The following is a 19,070-nucleotide window of genomic DNA, read 5'->3' on the forward strand; positions in this document are numbered from 1 at the left end:
AGCAGCCGTAAGAACAGTGTCTGGATGGTAGAGAAATCTCATAATCACCCATCCAGACGCTTCCTGAGAATCTAACCCCGTCAGTCGTGACTATCCACTGACTCGATGGGAAGTACCGACTGTTGCAATGGCGAGTGTCTTTGGTTCGCCGTCAGGTGTGACGTATTCGTACTCTGGTTCGTGCGGGTGGAGTGCCGATGCCCATTCGAGGAGGGCATCAGTCGTCTCACGAGGAAGGGTTCCGTTCTCGCCGTACTGTTCGATTCGCGTTCGTTCGCTGTTGAGTTTCTTAATCGGGCCTTGAGCCATTGTTGTTTGATCGTCGATTACGCTCCAGTCGCCACTGGAGGTGATTATCGTCTATGCCGGTTCTCGGCTACGTCAGTCTGTTTCGTCGTGGGTACGCGCTCGGACTTCTGTGAGCGCCCCGCCCGTTAGGGCGCAGAAAAATCTTCTTCGAGCCGATTGCATTCAGAGACCTCTGACCAGATAGCGAGATGATGCATGAGTACCAAGAAGATCCTGATTCCAATGTTACAGCGGTTCATCCATATGACGGGGTGGCTGATGGCCAGCGCCTCGACTATGCAGGGTCTGATGCTGAGGGAAACGCCGTGGTGACTGTCGAAGCCAAATATATCAATGACTACGACCTTGGGCCAGCAGACAAAATGCTACTTGACCTTCTCCGTAAAGGACGTGTTACAGCGCCCTATGCTGCTGATGAGACTGGATACAGTCTCCAGTACGTCCGCGACCGGCTTGGGCGACTCGTGGAACACGGCAATGCACAGAAAGTCTACGAAGGACTGTACGAACTTGTCGAAGATCCTCGAAAGAACGAATAGACCAATCCCCCGAAAAGGTCGTCATTGTGGTGAGGTGCTCGTTCATCGGTCGCACCCCCACTGTGCGCTGGTTTCTGCGGCCGAGTGGCGTCCGCTTTGCTCATTGACGGTGGGTTGGATGACGTAATCCACCGGTGTCAAGGGGGTACCTTTGCAAGCAATGGAAACGGTAGGAGCAGATGGATGTTTAAGATGATTCGGTGGTCATACAGTAATAATGAACGACCTCCTCCGAAAGCTCTCAGGAACACGCTCTCAACCAACCCAGCGAGGAATCCTCTGTAACCTTGCGGACGAGACCGGCGCAGACGTGTTTACAGTTCTTTCCTCTGAAACGGCACGGACGATCTATCTGCACCTTCAGGACGACCCCGCGCCTGCCTCAGAAGTCGCTGAACACGCCGACACATCGATTCAAAATGCGCAGTATCATCTGACGCAACTCAAGGAGGCCGAGTTAATTGCTATGATCGATACCGAATATTCCTCGAAAGGGAGCGAGATGCACGTGTACGCGGCAACTGATGATCCACTTGTCATCGTCAGTGGTTCGGAAAGTCGCGTCGAGAAAGTCCGTTCACGATTATCTGATCTTCTTGGTGGAATCGCTCTCTTACTCGGTGGCAGTCTTCTCGTCGAGTGGTTGGCACAGCGCGACCTGGTAGAAATTGGTTCTGTGTTTGGCACACTGAACCTCGCAAGTTCACAGTCGGAGCCTACGCCATTGGTTGGGGTGCCGCCTGGACTCGTGTTCTTTGCCGGGGGACTCACGTTTCTTTGCGGAGTTCTTCTCTGGCGTGCTCTGCAGGCGAATGATCGCTAAAATTGATTTTTGAGTGTACGCCAGAGTTTAGAGACGCACCAGAATAGAGGCATCCATGTCGATACTTACTGCTCGCCGAATTGACGTCCTCATGAGTTTCGCGGGCGTAATACTATTCCCACTGTTTCTGTTCGCTGGATTTACGACGTTGCGGCTTTGTCGAGATGTCGAGCCCGATTTGTTGGGTATCGATTTCAGTCGTGCTCGACTCCTAGGTATCGATTTTCAAACGATAACGCTTTCGTGGTACGATGGCTGTAACTGGCATGGTACTCCACTGCTCCCACTCCTTATTGCGCTTGGACTGATCCTTGGCGGACTGCTCGTAACCGTTGGCGTAACAATTCACAAGCATACATCGAGAGACACTACTTAAACTAATCGGGAAGTCTATTGTGCGTGCTGAATGATCAATGTCGAATCGGTTCCCGCTCTCCTCACGCCGAGCATTTCTCGCTACAGGGACGGCGTCGGTGGCCGCTCTCGCCGGGTGCTCCGTCTTCAAAAATCGCGTCCCGACTGAACCACTGACGCTGGTCGATCAAGTGGTCGTCCGGTCGGATACCGGACGAGATGAGTCAATTCGTTTGACGCTCGTTTATGCCCCACCAGACAAAGGCACCGAATTCGAGGGGAAAGAATGACATCCAAGCATAATGCACACTGCATTCAGAGGACGGCTGCGTCTGCGCCGTACTCTCAATTCAGAATCGCTGTTGTCCGTGTTCGGTCGATAAAAACCGCTCTAAAGGTGACCGCGTCGTTCGTGTGCGGTTCATAATCGGCTTCAGACTCCGCAAGAAGGGTGGTAACCCCGAAATAGAGATTCAACTAGGACGAAACGCAGCCAATCAGAAAGAAAATGCTTCGTCAGCAGGACACACCGTGTATTCGATCATCGCGCAGTCTTGCGGTTTGGTTCGGCGGACGATGATAGGATTCGTGCTCCCATAGCTAACCATAATCGCCAGACAGCAACCGATTATGAAGATTTGAGCAGTAGATATGGACCCGTGTCGTCCCTCGTCGAAAAGGGGTATGAGACGCGCAGCGCGCGTCTGTCGGTCTATTTCGATAGTTTCGGCGATTGGTTGTGGGGTGTGTTTTTGGTTCCTAGTTCTGGTTGTCGTGTTCTCAGTGGGTCCATTACCGGCTATCAAGACCGATTATGGACGACGAGTAGCAGTCGAGGAACAACCTAGAAGATTCATAATCGGTTCTCGTCGGTCGATTCCGAATATGAGATCGCTCACTCGATAGAAGGTAGGGCCATCGAACTCGCTCAGTGGAAAGAGAATGTCGTTCGAGGGTGAAGTGCCTCTAGGTCATATCCCGGGGCACTCTCCTCGACCGTTTGTAAAACGTCTTTCCTCTGAATGCTGGGACACGCGAATGCTTGCAAGTGGTATACGGATAGCAACCCAAAGAAGAAGAGATGGTTTGGTTCTCACCGAGCACGGAGCGGTGGATGAAGAGGTGGGTCCTGAGTGGATGGTATCGAAAAAAGAAGCGAGTGATCTCCTGTTCCACCCACTACCGACCGCACTCGAGGAAACATACAATGCTCTATCCCGTGAATGCGACCGAACAACAATCTTCGCACCGGTTATTGGCTACGCAATGGAGGCGAATCACTATTCACACCACAGTACCACATTCTGTGGTAAGATTCTTATATTGTACCACCATAGTCACAGTCATGTCAACAGAGACAGATCGGCAGGGACGACTATACCTCCCAAAAGAAGTCCGAGAGAAGTACGGAGAAAAATATCATATCGTCGAATACGAGGACAGAATCGAACTCATCCCCGTTGCGGACGATCCGTTGGCCGCGGTTCGCGAGGCGGCAGGCGACCTTCGCGATGCGTCCATCGAAGAAATTCGAGACGATATCGAAGCGGAGGCGAAGACGGATGCACAACGGAAGGACGCCGATAGATGACAGTCTACGTCGAGACTGATTTCCTGCTCGCGCTAGCCAAGGATTCTGATTGGCTACAGGGCTCGGCCGAAGACGCACTCGAAGCACACGAAGTCGAAACATCGGCGTTCTCGTATCTCGAATTGATTCTCGCGAGAGAACGCTACGAATTCGATTTCGTCCCGCTCGTGGCAAATCTTCTTGAACTCGTTCCCGTACGCGACAACGAAGAGAAACAGATCGTGCTGAAGGGTGTCAATTACTACGAAGAAGGGATGACACCATTCGACGCCCTTCATGCTGCAACGGCGGAAACGCGGAGCGTAAACGTCCTGTCGTCTGAAAAGGACTACGAGGACATCGAAGTGGAGAGAATTCCATTGGAGCCCACCGACGAAGACTAAAGCGATACCTCCGGAGCGTTCTCGAACAACATACCCTCGAACAGCTGTCGAAATCGCTCGTTGTCGAACGATTCGATAACGGTCGTTCGAGCATCTCCATCGGTAACGTTGTTCTCATCGACCGAAAGATACCCGCGAGTCAGCCCTTCGCGTTCGTCGACATCGGTGTAGTATTTCCCCGTCTCCTCGATGAGCGACGGTTCGATGAGCCCCGCGACCAGGCCTGCATCCGGTTGTGTCGTCACATCCTGTCCAAGTGCCTCTCGGTTGAACGCCCGCACAGAGTCGGTGATCTCCGTGAAGAACGCCGATAGCTTGGTCTCGGAATGGTCGGCGAATTCGACGAGTGTTTCGGCGTCGAATGCGGTATCACGGACGGTGACACCCCAGTCGAAAAGTACCACATCGAGTTCCTGGAGTGCGATTTTCGCCGCGTCAGGATCGACCCAGAAGTTGAACTCGGCGGCGGGGGTAACATTACCGAGGCAGTTGACGTTGCCGCCCATCACCCACACTTCGTCGAGCAATTCGTTCAGATTCGGCTCTTTCTGCAGGGCGAGTGCGACGTTCGTGAGCGGGGCGATACAGACGAGCGTCAACTCACCTGGATTCTCCCGTGCCTGCTCAACGATGTAATCGGCCCCATGGATATCTCCGGAAGGAATGCCGGTATCCGGAAACAGGTCGCCACCGAGACCACCTTCGCCGTGGACGTAGCTGGCGAACTCGTGAGACTTCACCAGCGGTTCCCGGGCTCCCTCGTAGACGGTGACGTCGTCTGCGAGACCTTCCAACTCAAGCGTGTACTTGGCATTCTCCACCATGTACTCGAACTCGACGTTGCCAGCACAGATAGTGACGCCCTCGATGTCGAGCCGGTCGGATGTCGCTGCGAGCAAGAGTGCTTGCGTATCGTCTCCGGCTGTATCGGTGTCGATGATAACCCGACGAGATTCCTCAGGCATACCAAACCGTATGGAAAGTCCCGGCAAATAGGTACTGACCGAGATTTGGGAATCCGTGAACGACTACCGCCGAACACAGTTCGCCCGTCCCTGGGACGTTCGCTAGTGAAATCCTCTCCACCACAGGCAAGGATTCCACGAAGTGGAGGAACCCTCAGAGCGTTTCGACTGCCTCTCGATCTGGGAGTGCTGGAACGACTTCGTAGGCAGTACATGCGAGTCCACCGGCGCGACACCCGAAGCGAGCTGCATCAACGAGGGACGCACCTTCACCGCGAGCGACAGCGAACCCAGCATTGAATGCATCGCCTGCGCCTGTCGTATCAACGACATCGACGTCGGCTGATGGAACACGCCTCGTCATCTCAGCTGTCGCGACGAGCGCACCATCACCGCCGAGTGTGACCACCACAGCATCAGGCCCCATCTCGAGCAAATCCTCGGCGAGAACCACCGCATCGAGGTCGGCGTCTGGTGGATGCCCCGCAAGCATGAGTGCTTCTGCCTTGTTGGGAGTGAGGACATCGACGTTCGTAAGGACATCTGCAGGCACCTCGCGTGCCGGTGCTGGATTCAGGATGAACTCTGTCTCATTCGCGGCGGCGATTTCGCCCGCTGCGGCGACGGGTTCGTCGGTGGTTTCCAACTGGCAGAGGAGTACGTCTGCCGTGGTGATCGCCGCCGCCGAATTCTCCACCGCGTCGCGGTCGAGATGTGAGTTCGCACCGGGGGCAACCACGATGGCGTTCTCACCGTCTTCGTTGACGATGACGATACCCACGCCGGTATGTGCGTCCTCGACGTGGGTGACAGCAGCGTCGACGCCGTCGGCCGCCCAGAGCGAGAGTGCATCGTCGGCAAAGCGGTCGGAACCGACGCAGCCGACGAACGACGCGGCCGCACCGAGGCGGGCGGCCGCCACCGCTTGATTCGAGCCTTTCCCACCGACTCCCTCCACGAAATCACTCCCGAGCACCGTTTCGCCGGGAACCGGGATGTAGGGCGTCGATACCGTCAATCCGTGATTGTACGAGCCCACGACCGTGACGCGGGCGTTCGTGTTAGTATCCGTCATCGCCTTCACTTCCCGTAACGATCTCGACGCCGCTTGAGGCACCAAGGAGATCTGCACCAGCATCCAGAAGGTCACGGGCCTGGGCTGCCGTCTTGATGCCGCCACTCGCCTTCACGCCGACGTCACCTGGTGTGCGTTCGGCGATGAATGTGATGTCCTCGACAGTTGCCTGCCCGCCAGCACCGAACCCACTCGAGTTCTTCAGGTAGTCGAACCCAGCATCGACGACGTATTCGATTTCACGGGCGGCCTCATCGGCAGTGAGCCCACCGAGTTCCAACATGAGCTTGATGGTCGCATCGCCGGATGCCTCGACCAGCAGTTCCAGTTCACGACGAAATGCCGCATCCTTGCCGGATTTGAGAAAGCCGATATTCGCCATCACGTCGAGTTCGTCGGCACCTGCTGCAATCGCATCGCGAATCCCTGTTGCCTTCGTGAGCGGTGTGTCGCCGCCCAAGGGATAGCCAAGTGCCGTACAGACCGATACGTCGGTGTCAGCCAGCCGGTCAGCCGCCAGTGGAACCCAACACGGCTGCACCATCGCACCATCGAATCCGTACTCGAGACACGCATCGAGGACGTCGAGGATGCGATCACGGTCTGCCGTCGGCCCGACTTCGGTGTGCTGGATACAGCCTGCCAATTCAGAATCGTGACCCATGCGCGTAGTCGCGGGCCACACCGTAAAAATGGTCGCCCGTCCGACTGCTAGTGAAACAAGTTTTGCACCGACTGCATCTACCGTCTTCACCGGTCGAATCCACTGCGGAGATTCTTCGATGACCGATTATGACTGCCTAACGTAGTTAGCCACGTCTGAGGTATCCATATGCAGGGTTGTTACAGTCGATCAGTATTAAACTAACATCGGACGAGGTTTCAGTGATAATGAATCAACATCCCGGTCGTTCCTCGTCGCTTGAACCATAGAGCTTCCCCTCCCAACCGCTTTTTTATAGATGATTGCCTTTCATGCCCGATTAGAATCCTTTCCAGTTTGTCCCGTCTCACCCTACTTCTACACCCTCTCAAACAGTCTCCTTTTGGTCGATTCGTCTTCGCTACCTTCTAAAAAGGCAGTTTACAAAACGACGATCATCCGGGAGATATACTGTGTTAGGGGGTGTAGATTGCTGTTTTCGGTTTTCAGTAAAACCAGTTGGTCAAGGGAATAGAGATTTCCACTCGATGTCGATTTTCTCGATAGAGAGCGACTGTACGTGCGGATTCAGTTTCGATGTCGTTTGGTTGTACATCAGCTTGATTACTGTTGGGTCACAGTGAGTGGGTCGTCGAAGTAGAATTCGACGGTACACCCCGAATTTTACCAGTGAATTCGAGCGTTTCACTGATTTAGAAACCATGGAAAGACTCCAGCGACAAATGCGACTAGACCGTCTCAAATGCGCTTCTATCCCCTGAAAACGCTAGGTTCGGAATTCGGTGGGTGCGACGAGGAACAGAGACGGTGTCCACTGCGAAACCGAAATTCGTGGATACACCCCGATATCTATAGTCAATTTCGCGGTTTTAGCCTGGAAATGATCCTAAATTGTGGTGTTCTATATCCGGGCTACAGACGCTCTATCGCTCGATCTCCAAAACCGGCGACGCCGTTCTGTATCGAATAGATACCGAGGAGACCTCCAGATGCTACACCCGCCTACGAGAACCGTTCTTTCGGCTGCTTCGCGGGGTGTAGACGAATCGAGATCTTACTAGCGCTTCTCTGGTGGTTCCTCAGCCATCGAAACTACTTCCAACGGGGGTGTAAGTTCGTACCGATAGCTCACTTACCTTGGAGGGTGTTGGTCGTCCCCCGTCGTCCTCCCGAAGCGGCAGATTCCGGGGTCTGATTGTCGAAACCGAGAAAGCGCGGAACAATTATTGTCCTCGTCGACGGCGTAGATACCGTCATCGACGGTTTCGACGATGGTTTCGTACTGTTCGAGTTCTCTGCTGTAGCGTTCGGATTCCCGGTGTCGTTCTTCGGCGTTGAGCGCCCGGGTCTTCGCCTGCGCGTCGTAATACCCCATTCCCAGGCCGGCGACGCTGGCGAGCGACGTGAGAACGAGCACTTTCACCACTGGATCGCTGACATCGGCGACGAGTTCGATGAAGCCGAGGATGCCGAGCATCATCCCGATACTACCGAGACACCACCTGGCAATGGTGGCGAAGAGGTCGGGGCGAACGTCGGTTTGAGGCAGTCGATAGCCCGCATAGAGGAGGACGAGACCGGCGACGACGGTCAGAAAAGAGACGACGGTGACTTCGCTGGGGGCTTGCTCCCCGACGATGGCCGTAAGCGGCCATCCGACCGCGAGCGTGGTATAGAGCCCACCGAGCGCGACGATAACTTGCCGCCCGTCGGTCCCCGAAAAATTCGAGGTGTGGATGTCATCATCTATCGCAAGACGATACTGATTGATTACCGTTGTGGGGACTTTTATGTCGTTCTATTGCCATCTCGACGCCGCCGCTCCACCGTTCTTCGAATCTCGCGGTCCTTCCGGGGGCGCACCGGACTGTCGACCGACGGAACGGGAGCTTTCGTCGGGCTCCGTCCCAATCCCTTTAGGGGTGGGCGACGCTCTTCAGACATGGAGTTCGACCCCGACCAACTCGAAGCGCGGCTGACGAGCCACGGGGTGTACGTCACGTCCGTCGACGTCGACGAGAACCGAATCGAAATCGAATACGAGTCGATAACTGCAGGGAACGCGGACGCGGTTCCGCATCGGGAGGTCGGTCGCGTCATCAACGTGATTCGTGAGTTGACCGAGACACAGCGGAGCGTTCGTGGGTCGGTGACCGACCTCGACGGCGAGCGAGTGGGTCACTGGCGGGCCGACGCCGAGTGGCTTCGAGCGCTCGAAGACGGCGACCTCTCGGAGGTCGAGTTCTCCCAGCGAGTGATAGAGACGATAGCCGACTCGTAGACGATACGGGCCAGACGATTACGAGACAGATGGACGAAGAGCGGCTGGCTCGGCCGACTCCCCGACGCGTCGGGATGTTCAGAAACCCATTTACCGGCTGACTCAGAAGGAGGGATATGTTCCTGACCTTCAGGGAGGAAGTCGAGGACGCCCTTCTCGGGGCACTCTCTTCCCTCGACCTCCCGACCGACGACCTCGGAATCGAGACGCCCCCGGAGGGCGTGGACGCCGTACTCGCCTCCAGCGCGGCGTTCCGACTCGCCGGAGAGGTGGGCGCACCCCCACCGAACGTCGCGGGCGACATCGCGGCGGAAATCGACGTCGACGAGTACGACCACGTCGCCGCCGCAGTCGCACAGGGCCCCTACGTCAACTTCCTGCCGAGCGACGCCTACTACGACGAGACGGTCGAGGCTGCACAGGACGGAGAGTACGGCCGCCTCGACCCCACCGGCGAGAGCGCCGTGGTCGAACACACCAGCGCGAACCCGACCGGGCCGATTCACGTCGGGCGTGCGCGCAACCCCATCACGGGCGACGCCATCGCTCGAATCATGGATTTCGCGGGCTACGACGTCGACCGCCACTACTACGTCAACGACGCGGGCCGCCAGATGGCCGTGTTCACCTGGGCCTACGAGACGTTCGACGAGGACGACCTCCCGGAACCGAAGCGCGAACGCGCCGACTACGACCTCGTGCGCTACTACCGCAAGGGCAACGCCTACCTCGAAGCGGCCGACCCGGAGGACGTAGAAGAGGCCGAGACCGAAATCCAGGCCATCCTGCAAGGGTTGGAGGACGGCGACGAAGCGACCTACGAGCGCGTCGGCGAAGTGGTCGACACCGTCCTGTCCGGAATGCGCGTCACGCTAGACCGTCTTCCCGCCGAGTTCGACGAGTTCGTCAAGGAGACGCGGTTCATGCGCGACGGAAGCACCGACGACGTCGTCTCGCGTCTGAAAGAGACGGAGTACGCCATCTACGAGGAGGACGCGTGGCAACTCGACCTCTCTTCGTTCGGTTTCGAGAAGAACCTCGTCTTCCTGCGCTCAGACGACACCAGTCTCTACACGACCCGCGACCTGGCCCACCACGAGTGGAAGTTCGACAACTACGACCGCGCCGTGACGGTCATCGGCGAAGACCACAAGCTCCAGGGCGAACAGCTCGCACAGGCGTTAGAAATCCTCGGCAATGACACCGACCAGTTGACCACGTTCCACTACTCGTGGGTCAACCTCCCCGAGGGCGGCATGAGCACCCGTGCGGGGACGGGCATCGACATGGACGACCTGCTGGACGAGGCCGAAAAACGCGCCCGCGAGGAGGTCGAAACGCGCATGGACGACCGCATCCGCGACGACGACCTCTCGGAGGCGGACGTAGACCGCATCGCTCGCCAGGTCGGTATCGGTGCGGTGCGCTACGACATCGTCTCGAAACAGCCCACGAAGACCATCACGTTCGAGTGGGACCGCGCACTCGACTTCGAAGCCCAGAGCGCCCCCTACGTCCAGTACGTCCACGCACGCTGCTGTGGCATCATCGCAGAGGCTGGTGACAATGTCCCGACCGACGTCGACCCTTCGCTCCTCGACGCCGAGGAAGAACGCGAACTCATCGAGGTCATCGCACAGTTCCCCCACGTCATCGAAGAAGCCGCAGACGACCTCGAACCGCACGCCGTCGCCACCTACACCCGCCAGTTCGCGGAGACGTTCAACACGTTCTACCGCGAGTGCCCCGTCCTCAGTGCGGAGGACGACGACCTGCGCGACGCCCGCCTCGCGCTGGTGGCCGCCGCAAAGCACACCGTCGCCAACGCGCTGGGCGTCATCGGCGTCGAAGCACCCAAGTCGATGTGAACGAACCCCAGAGATGAGAGTAGGTCGCCACCCACGAACAGTATCGCACCCGCACCGAAACCAGGTGTGATCAGTACGAACAGAACATTACTCGCCGCGTGGCGGGATGCCGACCATCCAGTCGTCCATGCGCGTCACGACTCACGGGAAGAAAATCGCCACTCAGAGGTGCTAGGGGCGGGTTTGCGCTGCTTTCCGAAACCGGAGGGCGAAGACATGCGCGACGCCTGCCTGGCACTCATGGCTGCCGCAAAACAGACTATCGCGAACGCGCTGGGCGTCATCAGTATCGAAACACCCAGGTCGATCTGAACGAATTTTAGTGCCGCGAACACGTTGCCGCTGGCGTATACGATCGTGACCAGTAGAAACAGAACAGTCCATCAAAACGGACAAAAGGGGAACCGAACCAACTTCCGCTACGTCCATGTTGGTAGACTGTGTCCAGATACGTTGCTCTGTCAACGTTATTTGAACCGGAAATTGAATCGATCGAGCAGTTTGTTCTTTTTCTCGTCGTTGTCCTCGTCTTGAAACAGAGCGGTAGATACTGGTGAACGTCTGGCAATAGCGTCGTCTTCGCTATCGTCGTCGTCTTCGCTATCGTCGTCATCCTCGCTATCGTCGTCATCCTCGCTATCGTCGTCATCCTCGCTATCGTCGTCATCCTCGCTATCGTCGTCATCCTCGCTATCGTCGTCATCCTCGCTATCGTCGTCATCCTCGCTATCGTCGTCATCCTCGCTATTGTCGTCATCCTGACGATTTCGGGCATATATGTAATGCGTGAATGCTTCGGACATCTCTTCATCCACGTCGGCAGCAGCTGAGGGTGCATTCTGCGTGTTAGCGTCGGATCCCGCCTGTTCCGATTCCGAGTCATCTCTCACCTGCTTTGGTTCGGATCGTTCCGATTCCGAGTCATCTCTCACCTGCTTTGGTTCGGATCGTTCCGATTCCGAGTCATCTCTCACCTGCTTTGGTTCGGATCGTTCCGATTCCGAGTCATCTCTCACCTGTTCGGACGATGATGATGAACTGGACTCGCCGGAAGTTTCAGGCGTGTCGGTCGTATCAGTAAGAATGTTGGACAGTTCACGATACGCGTTTGCAGCAGGGGAGCTCGATGCGAACACAGCCACGGCCAACGGTTTGCCCGCATCGATTGACGTGGAAACCGCCTCATCGTCGGGAACCACGGTGAGAACGTCTATGTCAAATCTCCTCTGCAAGTCGTCGGCGTTCATCCAACCGTTACCTCGTTGGATAAGCACCGTGCCACGAACGGTTCCATCAACGCGAGCTATGAGTTCCGCCGTTTTGGCGGTGTCGCGTACCGCGGCGAAATCCGGTGTGGTGACGAGGAGAATTTCGTCTGCAAGCGAAAGAGGGAGCATGGTGTCGTAGCTGACACCAGCACCCGTATCCAGCACGACGTACTCGTACTCGTCGCGGAGTTGGACGACGACGTTTTGTAAGTTCGCCGTCTTCGACTGGGCGAACGCGTGAATATCAGTACTACTGGGTAGCACGTCGATTGAACCTGACGCTTCGTACACCGCATCTTCGACGCTCGCGTCGTCCGCGAGCACCTCATGGAGGGTCGGCCCGTCAACATCGCAATCGAGGTAGCTATCGACATTCCCCATCCCGAGGTCTGCGTCGACAATGATTACCTCGTGCCCTGCCGCCGCGAGCATCGCCCCGAGGTTGATTGCGGTCGTCGTCTTTCCTACACCTCCTTTCCCACATGCAACCGCGTATACTGTCCCCGGCATAGGTGATATGGCCAAACTGAATAAATGCATGTATATAAATCATAGGGAAAGGGTTGAAATTTCGGAATATGACGAAGTAGAGGCTGAAATGTTGAAATATGTCAAAATAACCATAGTCATTGAAGGGGCGGTGGCTTCAAAAATAGTGCCGAACCGGGGCGTCGCATAGTGAACTATCCCGCCCTACGCGCTTCGCGCGGTGAGGACGGGGCTTCCTGCTCCAAAAACGCTTTGCAGATACGGACGTATCCACAGCGAGCGCAGTCTCCACAGGCATTGAATCGGAGTGAACCACTCCTACTTTCTTGAGACCACGGGAGAGATTGTACTTGCTTTGCTCGTTGATGACCGGCAAAGACGTGCACTCTCGCTTGGAGAAACCATCATCGAATATCTCGCTTTCAGCCTGAACGACCATCGGCTCGTCCGCGATGTGGTCGTAGACTAACATCCGCCAACCTGACCCTTCAACGTTCTTCGCCGCCACGGAGAAATCCTGCTTGAATCCCTCGCAGGACCCGAAATGCTCGTCGATAGCGGCGGCGAGTTTACTTTCGGTTTCCGCCCCCGTCCCGCGACATACTCTTCCAGCACACGGAGTGATCGACGTGACCCGATAGAGTGAACGAAAGGTCGCGCGACCGAATCAGGCACTCGACAACCGCTCTCCTGCCGAAAAAAGTGATGAACCGATGACTAGACACTACCGATAAAATAGAATTATACGATCTAGAACAGATTTGTCAGAAAGTACGATTGGAGGTCAAAGGTTACTTACCCACTGGGGCGGCTAGAACAGAGTAATGAGCCAGCAGGAGGGCGAACCGTCCGACAGGAAACGGTACGAGTTCCAGAAGGTCATCGAAGACCTGCGGGAGTACGAAGGCTCCGGAACGCAACTCGTCACCATCTACATCCCGCCGGACAAGCAGATTAGCGACGTGGTCGCGCACGTCACGCAGGAGCACAGCGAGGCGAGCAACATCAAATCGAAACAGACGCGAACCAACGTCCAGGACGCGCTCACGTCCATCAAAGACCGATTGCGCTACTACGACACCTTCCCGCCGGACAACGGAATGGTCATCTTCAGCGGCGCAATCGACACGGGCGGCGGACAGACCGACATGGTCACCAAGGTACTCGAAGACCCGCCGGAACCGATTCAGTCGTTCCGCTACCACTGTGACTCGCAGTTTCTCACGGAACCGCTGGAGGAGATGCTGGGCGACAAGGGGCTGTACGGTCTCGTCGTGCTCGACCGACGCGAAGCCAACGTTGGGTGGCTGAAAGGCAAGCGCGTCGAACCGGTCAAATCGGCGTCGTCGCTCGTGCCGGGCAAACAGCGCAAAGGTGGTCAGTCCGCCCAGCGGTTCGCCCGTCTGCGTCTCGAAGCTATCGACAACTTCTATCAGGAGGTCGCGGAGATGGCAAACGACCTGTTCGTCCCGAAGCGCCACGAACTCGACGGCGTGCTCGTCGGTGGCCCCTCGCCGACGAAAGACGAGTTCCTCAACGGCGATTACCTCCACCACGAACTGCAGGACATGGTTCTCGGGAAGTTCGACGTGGCGTACACGGACGAATCCGGCCTCTACGACATCGTCGACGCCGCCTCGGACACGCTGGCCGACGCCGAGGTGATGAAGGACAAATCGGAGATGGAGGAGTTTTTCAAGCAGCTCCACGAGGGCGACCGCGCCACGTACGGGTTCGAACCGACCCGCAAGAACCTCGTGATGGGTGCGGTAGACCGCCTGCTCATCTCCGAAGACCTCCGCAGAGACGTGGTCGTCTACGACTGTGGCGACAAAGAAGAATACGAGTTCATCGACCGCCGGAAGGACACGCCAGAACACACCTGCGAGAACGGGTCGACGGCGGAGGTAACCGAGCGCGAAGACGCAATCGAGTACCTGATGACCATCGCCGAACAGCGCGGCACGGAGACTAAGTTCATCAGCACCGACTTCGAGAAAGGTGAGCAACTGATGAACGCCTTCGGCGGCGTCGCTGGCATCCTGCGCTATTCGACCGGCGTGTAAGACGGGTTCTCTTCGGCTCCTGCCGGTTCTCTCGGTCGAGTCCCTCACGACCTTGCGTCTTTCCGCGTGAGGTTCCCACGAACGTTTTTCTCGCTCGCCATCCTCGGTGACTGACATGCCCGGTCCAGTCTTTCTCGAAGGCGACCGAATCGAACTCCGAACGGTCGAGGAAGACGACCTCGACTTCCTCCAGGCAACCATCAACGACCCGGCCGTTCGACGGACCATCAGCAATCGCTCACCGATCAACGGCACGCAAGAGCGCGAGTGGTACGAAGAGCGCTGTTCCAGCGACTAAATCGTCAATCTCCTCGTCTGCCGCGACGGGGAGCCGATGGGCACCGTCGGTCTCCACCCCAGAGACGAGACGGGCGTCTCGACCGAAATCGGCATCTTCCTCGCCGAACCGTTCTGGGACGAGGGCTACGGCACCGAAGCTAGCCGCCTCGTCACCGACTACGCCTTCCGCGAACGACGCACCCATCGCGTCATGGCTCGCGTCTTCGAGGGGAACGTCGGGTCGGCGCGCATCTGGGAGAAACTCGGCTTCCGCCACGAGGGGACGCGCGTCGAAGCGGAGTTCGTCGACGGCGAGTACGTGGACGTCGAGTTCTACGCCGTCACGGATGACGAGTGGTTCGAGCGAGCGCCGTAACTCGGCGGAGACGCGTCGCTCACGCCGTCTTTCGACACGAGAGAAGACGCGGTGTTATGCGCTCCGCGATTCTTTGCTCTTCGGGCGGAGTTTGCTGTACCCGCACTTGCGACAGTGGTCGGCGCGCTGTGGGTTGCGGGCGTTACACCGCATGCAAATCATCTTCTCGAGCGTTCGTTTCTCCGCTGCGTCGAAACTAGCCATACCGACCGCTTTCTTCCCGCGCGGTTAAACGTTTTCGAGTCGTCGCGTCGGTGTCGTCGCGTGAGGTCGTCTCGCGGAATCGTCGCGTCGATAGCGGTTCGGGCCGCTCGGGTCTCCGTCTTCGCCACTCCCGTCACCGCACGGTCACTGCCCGGCGTCCAGATACTCCTGTTGTACCGCGACCACCTCGGTCGAATCCTCGCAGTCGGCGTAGCGTCGGAGCGGTTCCGCGTTCAGTTCGAGGAACGTCTCGCCCCAGCGGAACTTCGAGAGGATTCGTTCGGCCTGCTCGCGCTCACCGAGGATGACGAGTCCCGCCGCGAACGCTTCGACGGTGTTCAACTGGAACGGTCTGCCGTAGTTGACGGGATTCGCTGCCACGAGAAACGGGAGCGCCCGGTGGATTCCGGGCATCTCGAACAGAGCGCGTTCGGCGCTCTCCCACGAGCAATCGAGGGCGACAAGCGTGTCGGTTTCCGCTCGGTCGGCCGGCGAGAGCGCCCGCTCTGCGTGCGGGTTGAGCACGATTCCGTAGGGTGTCGCTCGCGTCGTCCGATGGAGTTCGGCGAGGTCGAACCGTGCGAGCTTTCGGGCCGTACACTTCTCGGGGTCGTCGTCACCCTCGTAGCGGACGTGAAGCTTCACTGTCCGACGGTTGGTGTGGCGCGATAAAAAGCGGTGCGGAGCGACGCTTCGCGTGTCCCATTCGGGCATCACGGACAAAGGGAAGAACGAATCGTGCGGAGAGGGGGAACGCCCCGCCGGGGGTGCGGGGCGGTATGGAAACAAAACCGTCCGGAGTACTGATCGTGCCGGGAAACCCGGCAGGTGGTGATTCCGATACGGACTGAAAAACGTTTTCTATGAGTGCTATGGTTCGCTCCCGATTTCTCTATTGGTCTCGGTAGATTCGGCTCGGCCGTCCCCGCCGTGCCGGGACGCTGAAGAGGGTCGTCTTCGTTGTCTCGCGCATGGACTCCGAGTCGGTCGTTCGCGGCTACTACGACGCCATCGATGCCCACGACTACGAGACGTTCGCAGGCTTGCTCGCGCCGGAGGTAGTTCACCACCGTCCCGACCGAACCATCGAGGGCCGCGACACGCTCGTCGGGTTCATGCGCGACGACCGCCCCGACAAGCAGACGACCCACGAGATAACCCGCGTCGAGGACGGTGAGACGACGGTCGTCGAAGGGCGACTCCGCGATGCCGACGGCGAGGTGATGTTCGCGTTCGAAGATGAGTTCTCGCTTTCGGACGGGCAGATTACGGAGATTCGGACGGTCACGAGCTAGTCGTGTCGAGAAAACAGGACGGAAGGTCCCTGACCGCCTGTTTCGTCTCGAACCCGATTTTCGAACACTGCACCACCATGTCGAAGTACGATTGTCCCACGTTCCAGCCGACGGTCTCGGTCCGACCGTCGAGTTTTATCTCCACGTCGTAGTGTCCCATCTTCTTCGTGGCGAACACCGGTCGGACTGCACCGGACCTGAGCGACACCCTCTCCGAAAACAGCGTCTCCGTCTCGCTGGTGATTCGAACGCTCGGTTCGACCGTCTGTCCCGTCTCGTTTTCGAGCTCGAGCGTTCGAGCCTCGCGCAGTTCGGGGTCGTCGTCGGGCGTCAGCGTCAGCACGCTACGCTCGCCCTCACGTTCGACGTGCGGACGGTAGTGCGTCTGTTCGTACCTGACGTAGCCTTCCGTTTCGTCCATCGCCTCGGCGAGCAGTATTCGGTCGGCCGCGTACGACCCCTCGGCGAGTGCGACATCGATTTCCTCGCGTATCGGGCCGGGAAACGCGCTGTAAGAGATGATCTGCAGTGGACACTCGCTGTACGTCCGCTCGGTCGTCTGCGTCGTGTTGGTCGCGGTGGCTGACGTCCGCGTCGTGCCGGGAGTCGTACCGATACCCTCTCCGAGACAACCGGCGAGAGCGACACTTGCCCCGAGAGCGAGAACCGTTCGGCGGTGCATACGACCGGCGACGGGAGTGACTGATGAATACTTTCTGAAAAATGAAACGGTCGTTTTTCCCCTCTGTCGCCAGCCAAAACGGGAAGCGACCGGTCAGTCGAGTTTTCCGTTGAGCACCTTCGCCGCCGTGAGTATCGGGTCCCAGACGGGGCTGAACGGCGGCGCGTACGACAGGTCGAGGTACTCCACCTCGTCGACGGTCATCTCTGCGTGGAGGGCGGTCGCCACCGTGTTGATGCGCTGGGCGACGCCTTCCTCTCCCACCATGCTCGCACCGAGGAGACGGCCGGTCTCGCGGTCGGCGGTCAGGCGAATCGTGATGGGCGACCCGCCGGGGTAGTAGTGTGCTCGCGACCCCGCCGTGATGACCTGCGAGATAGGGTCGAATCCGGCGGTGCGGGCCACTTCGTGGTCGATGACGCCCGTTCGCGCGACTTCGAGGTCGAATACCTTCACCACCGCCGTCCCGGCGATGTCGCCGACTGGCGTCGGAGTGCCCGTCACCGTCTGTCCGACGGCGCGACCTGCCCGGTTCGCGGTCAGCGCCAGCGGCACGTAATCGGGTTCGTCGGTCACGACGTGGTGTGCTTCGGCGCAGTCGCCCGCGGCGAAGACGTGTTCGTCGTTCGTCCGTCCGTACTCGTCCGTCGCGATAGCGCCCGTCTCACCCAGTTCGATGCCGTTCTCTCCCGCGAGTTCGGCGTTCGGTGCGACGCCGGTCGCGACCAGCACCAGGTCGACCGACACCTGCTCGCCGTCCGTCTCGATTCCGGTCACGCGCCCGTTCTCGCCGACGATACGTTCGACCATCGTGTCGAGCGAGAGACCGACGTCCTGTTCGCGGAGGTGATCTTCGACCTCCTCGGCGACGTCCTCCCCGAACGGGTCTAACACGTGCGGTAGCATCTCGAACACGTGGACGTCGAGGCCGCGGGCCTCGAACGCTTCCGCCATCTCCAGTCCGATGTAGCCGCCGCCGACGATGCCGATCGAGTCCGGATTCGTCTTCGTGACGAACTCGTGTACCTGCGCGCCGTACCCTTCGAGGAACTCGTCTTCCGGGACAGCCTCCGGCGGCGCGAGGGCGTGTTTGACCGCCGCCGCCGAGTCCATGCTGTGGAGCGTGAGCACGCCGTCCAGTTCGCGTCCCTCGATGGGTGGGACGACGGCGCGCGCCCCGGTCGCGACGAGGAGGTCGTCGTACGACTGCTCGAACTCTTCTCCCTCGTGGACGACAGTGACCGTCTTCCGCTCGTGGTCGATGTCGACGACCTCGTGGTGCTGGCGGAGGTCGATTCCGCGTTCGGCGAACTTCTCGGGCGTAATTGCCACGAGGTCGTCCAGCGTCTCGATCTCCCCTTTCACGTAGTACGGTAGCCCACAGGCACCGTAGGACACCCACTCGCCTTTCTCGAAGACGACGACCTCCGTGTCGGGGTCGTCTCGCTTCGCCTTGCTCGCTGCGCTCATTCCTGCGGCGTCACCACCGACGACGACGAACGTTCGGTCCATGTCTCACCGTTCGTCGTCGCAGGGTAAAACAGTATTGCACGAGACGA

Annotated in this window: 21 protein-coding genes; 10 read left to right on the top strand and 11 right to left on the bottom strand. The window is 58.4% G+C overall.

Going from position 1 to position 19,070, the window contains the following annotated elements:
* Positions 1–90: 90 nt before the first annotated feature.
* Positions 91–309, bottom strand: coding sequence for a hypothetical protein (locus ACR3FF_RS17510; RefSeq protein ID WP_458189389.1), 219 nt, complete (start codon positions 307–309; stop codon positions 91–93).
* A 188-nt stretch (positions 310–497) separates the two neighbouring features.
* On the opposite strand from ACR3FF_RS17510, the gene ACR3FF_RS17515 reads away from it, so the two are divergent.
* From ACR3FF_RS17515 to ACR3FF_RS17530, 4 genes are all read left to right on the top strand, one after another.
* Positions 498–848 carry a hypothetical protein gene (locus ACR3FF_RS17515; RefSeq protein WP_458189390.1) on the top strand — a complete coding sequence of 117 codons (351 nt, stop codon included), beginning with the start codon at positions 498–500 and terminating at the stop codon, positions 846–848.
* A gap of 217 nt (positions 849–1,065) precedes the next feature.
* Complete coding sequence (locus ACR3FF_RS17520; RefSeq protein WP_458189391.1) at positions 1,066–1,671, top strand: ArsR/SmtB family transcription factor; 606 nt, start codon at positions 1,066–1,068, stop codon at positions 1,669–1,671.
* Positions 1,672–3,370: 1,699 nt separating this feature from the next.
* Positions 3,371–3,616 (top strand): AbrB/MazE/SpoVT family DNA-binding domain-containing protein, encoded by a 246-nt coding sequence (locus ACR3FF_RS17525; RefSeq protein WP_458189392.1) that lies wholly within the window; start codon positions 3,371–3,373, stop codon positions 3,614–3,616.
* The gene (locus tag ACR3FF_RS17530) at positions 3,613–3,999 is read left to right on the top strand and encodes a PIN domain-containing protein (protein WP_458189393.1); all 387 of its coding nucleotides are present in this window, start codon (positions 3,613–3,615) and stop codon (positions 3,997–3,999) included. The genes ACR3FF_RS17525 and ACR3FF_RS17530 overlap by 4 nt, the downstream gene beginning before the upstream one ends.
* Here the strand turns inward: ACR3FF_RS17530 and ACR3FF_RS17535 are convergent.
* The 4 genes from ACR3FF_RS17535 to ACR3FF_RS17550 all read right to left on the bottom strand — a co-directional run bounded on the left by ACR3FF_RS17535 (position 3,996) and on the right by ACR3FF_RS17550 (position 8,495).
* A complete protein-coding gene (locus ACR3FF_RS17535) occupies positions 3,996–4,964 on the bottom strand; it encodes a nucleoside hydrolase (RefSeq protein ID WP_458189394.1) in 969 nt (322 codons plus the stop codon). The two genes, ACR3FF_RS17530 and ACR3FF_RS17535, sit on opposite strands and share 4 nt — an antisense overlap.
* Positions 4,965–5,118: 154 nt before the next feature.
* A complete protein-coding gene (locus tag ACR3FF_RS17540) occupies positions 5,119–6,039 on the bottom strand; it encodes a ribokinase (protein ID WP_458189395.1) in 921 nt (306 codons plus the stop codon).
* On the bottom strand, positions 6,026–6,703 hold the full coding sequence (gene deoC, locus ACR3FF_RS17545; protein ID WP_458189397.1) for a deoxyribose-phosphate aldolase: 678 nt from the start codon (positions 6,701–6,703) through the stop codon (positions 6,026–6,028). Before deoC ends, ACR3FF_RS17540 begins: the two co-directional genes overlap by 14 nt.
* 1,132 nt (positions 6,704–7,835) lie before the next feature.
* A complete protein-coding gene (locus ACR3FF_RS17550) occupies positions 7,836–8,495 on the bottom strand; it encodes a hypothetical protein (protein ID WP_458189413.1) in 660 nt (219 codons plus the stop codon).
* A 150-nt stretch (positions 8,496–8,645) separates the two neighbouring features.
* Between ACR3FF_RS17550 and ACR3FF_RS17555 the strand changes: the two genes are divergently transcribed.
* The gene (locus tag ACR3FF_RS17555; protein ID WP_458189398.1) at positions 8,646–8,984 is read left to right on the top strand and encodes a DUF8159 domain-containing protein; all 339 of its coding nucleotides are present in this window, start codon (positions 8,646–8,648) and stop codon (positions 8,982–8,984) included.
* A gap of 116 nt (positions 8,985–9,100) precedes the next feature.
* Positions 9,101–10,852: an arginine--tRNA ligase gene (gene argS / locus ACR3FF_RS17560; protein WP_458189399.1), complete on the top strand. Its 1,752-nt coding sequence runs from the start codon at positions 9,101–9,103 to the stop codon at positions 10,850–10,852.
* Positions 10,853–11,319: 467 nt separating this feature from the next.
* Here the strand turns inward: argS and ACR3FF_RS17565 are convergent, their stop codons facing one another.
* Together ACR3FF_RS17565 and ACR3FF_RS17570 are read right to left on the bottom strand one after the other, a co-directional pair.
* Positions 11,320–12,630 carry a MinD/ParA family ATP-binding protein gene (locus ACR3FF_RS17565; RefSeq protein WP_458189400.1) on the bottom strand — a complete coding sequence of 437 codons (1,311 nt, stop codon included), beginning with the start codon at positions 12,628–12,630 and terminating at the stop codon, positions 11,320–11,322.
* 136 nt (positions 12,631–12,766) lie between these two features.
* Positions 12,767–13,234 (bottom strand): Fe-Mn family superoxide dismutase, encoded by a 468-nt coding sequence (locus ACR3FF_RS17570; protein WP_458189414.1) that lies wholly within the window; start codon positions 13,232–13,234, stop codon positions 12,767–12,769.
* Between the two features lie 199 nt (positions 13,235–13,433).
* On the opposite strand from ACR3FF_RS17570, the gene prf1 reads away from it, so the two are divergent.
* The 3 genes from prf1 to ACR3FF_RS17585 all read left to right on the top strand — a co-directional run bounded on the left by prf1 (position 13,434) and on the right by ACR3FF_RS17585 (position 15,330).
* Positions 13,434–14,675, top strand: a complete 1,242-nt coding sequence (gene prf1, locus ACR3FF_RS17575; RefSeq protein ID WP_458189401.1) for a peptide chain release factor aRF-1 — start codon at positions 13,434–13,436, stop codon at positions 14,673–14,675.
* Between the two features lie 115 nt (positions 14,676–14,790).
* Positions 14,791–14,973 carry a GNAT family N-acetyltransferase gene (locus ACR3FF_RS17580; RefSeq protein ID WP_458189402.1) on the top strand — a complete coding sequence of 61 codons (183 nt, stop codon included), beginning with the start codon at positions 14,791–14,793 and terminating at the stop codon, positions 14,971–14,973.
* Positions 14,974–15,330 (top strand): GNAT family N-acetyltransferase, encoded by a 357-nt coding sequence (locus tag ACR3FF_RS17585; protein ID WP_458189415.1) that lies wholly within the window; start codon positions 14,974–14,976, stop codon positions 15,328–15,330.
* Between the two features lie 54 nt (positions 15,331–15,384).
* Here ACR3FF_RS17585 and ACR3FF_RS17590 read toward each other — a convergent pair whose 3' ends face one another.
* Positions 15,385–15,534, bottom strand: a complete 150-nt coding sequence (locus ACR3FF_RS17590; RefSeq protein ID WP_227374880.1) for a 50S ribosomal protein L40e — start codon at positions 15,532–15,534, stop codon at positions 15,385–15,387.
* 144 nt (positions 15,535–15,678) lie between these two features.
* Complete coding sequence (locus ACR3FF_RS17595) at positions 15,679–16,179, bottom strand: DUF367 family protein (RefSeq protein ID WP_458189403.1); 501 nt, start codon at positions 16,177–16,179, stop codon at positions 15,679–15,681.
* Between the two features lie 326 nt (positions 16,180–16,505).
* Between ACR3FF_RS17595 and ACR3FF_RS17600 the strand changes: the two genes are divergently transcribed.
* The gene (locus ACR3FF_RS17600) at positions 16,506–16,829 is read left to right on the top strand and encodes a nuclear transport factor 2 family protein (protein ID WP_458189405.1); all 324 of its coding nucleotides are present in this window, start codon (positions 16,506–16,508) and stop codon (positions 16,827–16,829) included.
* Here the strand turns inward: ACR3FF_RS17600 and ACR3FF_RS17605 are convergent.
* Both ACR3FF_RS17605 and ACR3FF_RS17610 read right to left on the bottom strand, forming a co-directional pair.
* Positions 16,819–17,511 carry an Ig-like domain-containing protein gene (locus ACR3FF_RS17605; protein ID WP_458189406.1) on the bottom strand — a complete coding sequence of 231 codons (693 nt, stop codon included), beginning with the start codon at positions 17,509–17,511 and terminating at the stop codon, positions 16,819–16,821. The two genes, ACR3FF_RS17600 and ACR3FF_RS17605, sit on opposite strands and share 11 nt — an antisense overlap.
* Before the next feature lie 93 nt (positions 17,512–17,604).
* Positions 17,605–19,023: an FAD-dependent oxidoreductase gene (locus tag ACR3FF_RS17610; RefSeq protein ID WP_458189407.1), complete on the bottom strand. Its 1,419-nt coding sequence runs from the start codon at positions 19,021–19,023 to the stop codon at positions 17,605–17,607.
* Positions 19,024–19,070 lie beyond the last annotated feature (47 nt).

The sequence above is a fragment of the Haladaptatus ordinarius genome (genome assembly GCF_054177595.1).

Bases quoted from the DNA above. Each gene is read 5' to 3' on its own strand.
- ACR3FF_RS17510 (WP_458189389.1), bottom strand. From the start codon at position 309: ATGGCTCAAGGCCCGATTAAGAAACTCAACAGCGAACGAACGCGAATC.
- ACR3FF_RS17515 (WP_458189390.1), top strand. From the start codon at position 498: ATGATGCATGAGTACCAAGAAGATCCTGATTCCAATGTTACAGCGGTT.
- ACR3FF_RS17520 (WP_458189391.1), top strand. From the start codon at position 1,066: ATGAACGACCTCCTCCGAAAGCTCTCAGGAACACGCTCTCAACCAACC.
- ACR3FF_RS17525 (WP_458189392.1), top strand. From the start codon at position 3,371: ATGTCAACAGAGACAGATCGGCAGGGACGACTATACCTCCCAAAAGAA.
- ACR3FF_RS17530 (WP_458189393.1), top strand. From the start codon at position 3,613: ATGACAGTCTACGTCGAGACTGATTTCCTGCTCGCGCTAGCCAAGGAT.
- ACR3FF_RS17535 (WP_458189394.1), bottom strand. From the start codon at position 4,964: ATGCCTGAGGAATCTCGTCGGGTTATCATCGACACCGATACAGCCGGA.
- ACR3FF_RS17540 (WP_458189395.1), bottom strand. From the start codon at position 6,039: ATGACGGATACTAACACGAACGCCCGCGTCACGGTCGTGGGCTCGTAC.
- deoC (WP_458189397.1), bottom strand. From the start codon at position 6,703: ATGGGTCACGATTCTGAATTGGCAGGCTGTATCCAGCACACCGAAGTC.
- ACR3FF_RS17555 (WP_458189398.1), top strand. From the start codon at position 8,646: ATGGAGTTCGACCCCGACCAACTCGAAGCGCGGCTGACGAGCCACGGG.
- argS (WP_458189399.1), top strand. From the start codon at position 9,101: ATGTTCCTGACCTTCAGGGAGGAAGTCGAGGACGCCCTTCTCGGGGCA.
- ACR3FF_RS17565 (WP_458189400.1), bottom strand. From the start codon at position 12,630: ATGCCGGGGACAGTATACGCGGTTGCATGTGGGAAAGGAGGTGTAGGA.
- prf1 (WP_458189401.1), top strand. From the start codon at position 13,434: ATGAGCCAGCAGGAGGGCGAACCGTCCGACAGGAAACGGTACGAGTTC.
- ACR3FF_RS17580 (WP_458189402.1), top strand. From the start codon at position 14,791: ATGCCCGGTCCAGTCTTTCTCGAAGGCGACCGAATCGAACTCCGAACG.
- ACR3FF_RS17590 (WP_227374880.1), bottom strand. From the start codon at position 15,534: ATGGCTAGTTTCGACGCAGCGGAGAAACGAACGCTCGAGAAGATGATT.
- ACR3FF_RS17600 (WP_458189405.1), top strand. From the start codon at position 16,506: ATGGACTCCGAGTCGGTCGTTCGCGGCTACTACGACGCCATCGATGCC.
- ACR3FF_RS17605 (WP_458189406.1), bottom strand. From the start codon at position 17,511: ATGCACCGCCGAACGGTTCTCGCTCTCGGGGCAAGTGTCGCTCTCGCC.
- ACR3FF_RS17610 (WP_458189407.1), bottom strand. From the start codon at position 19,023: ATGGACCGAACGTTCGTCGTCGTCGGTGGTGACGCCGCAGGAATGAGC.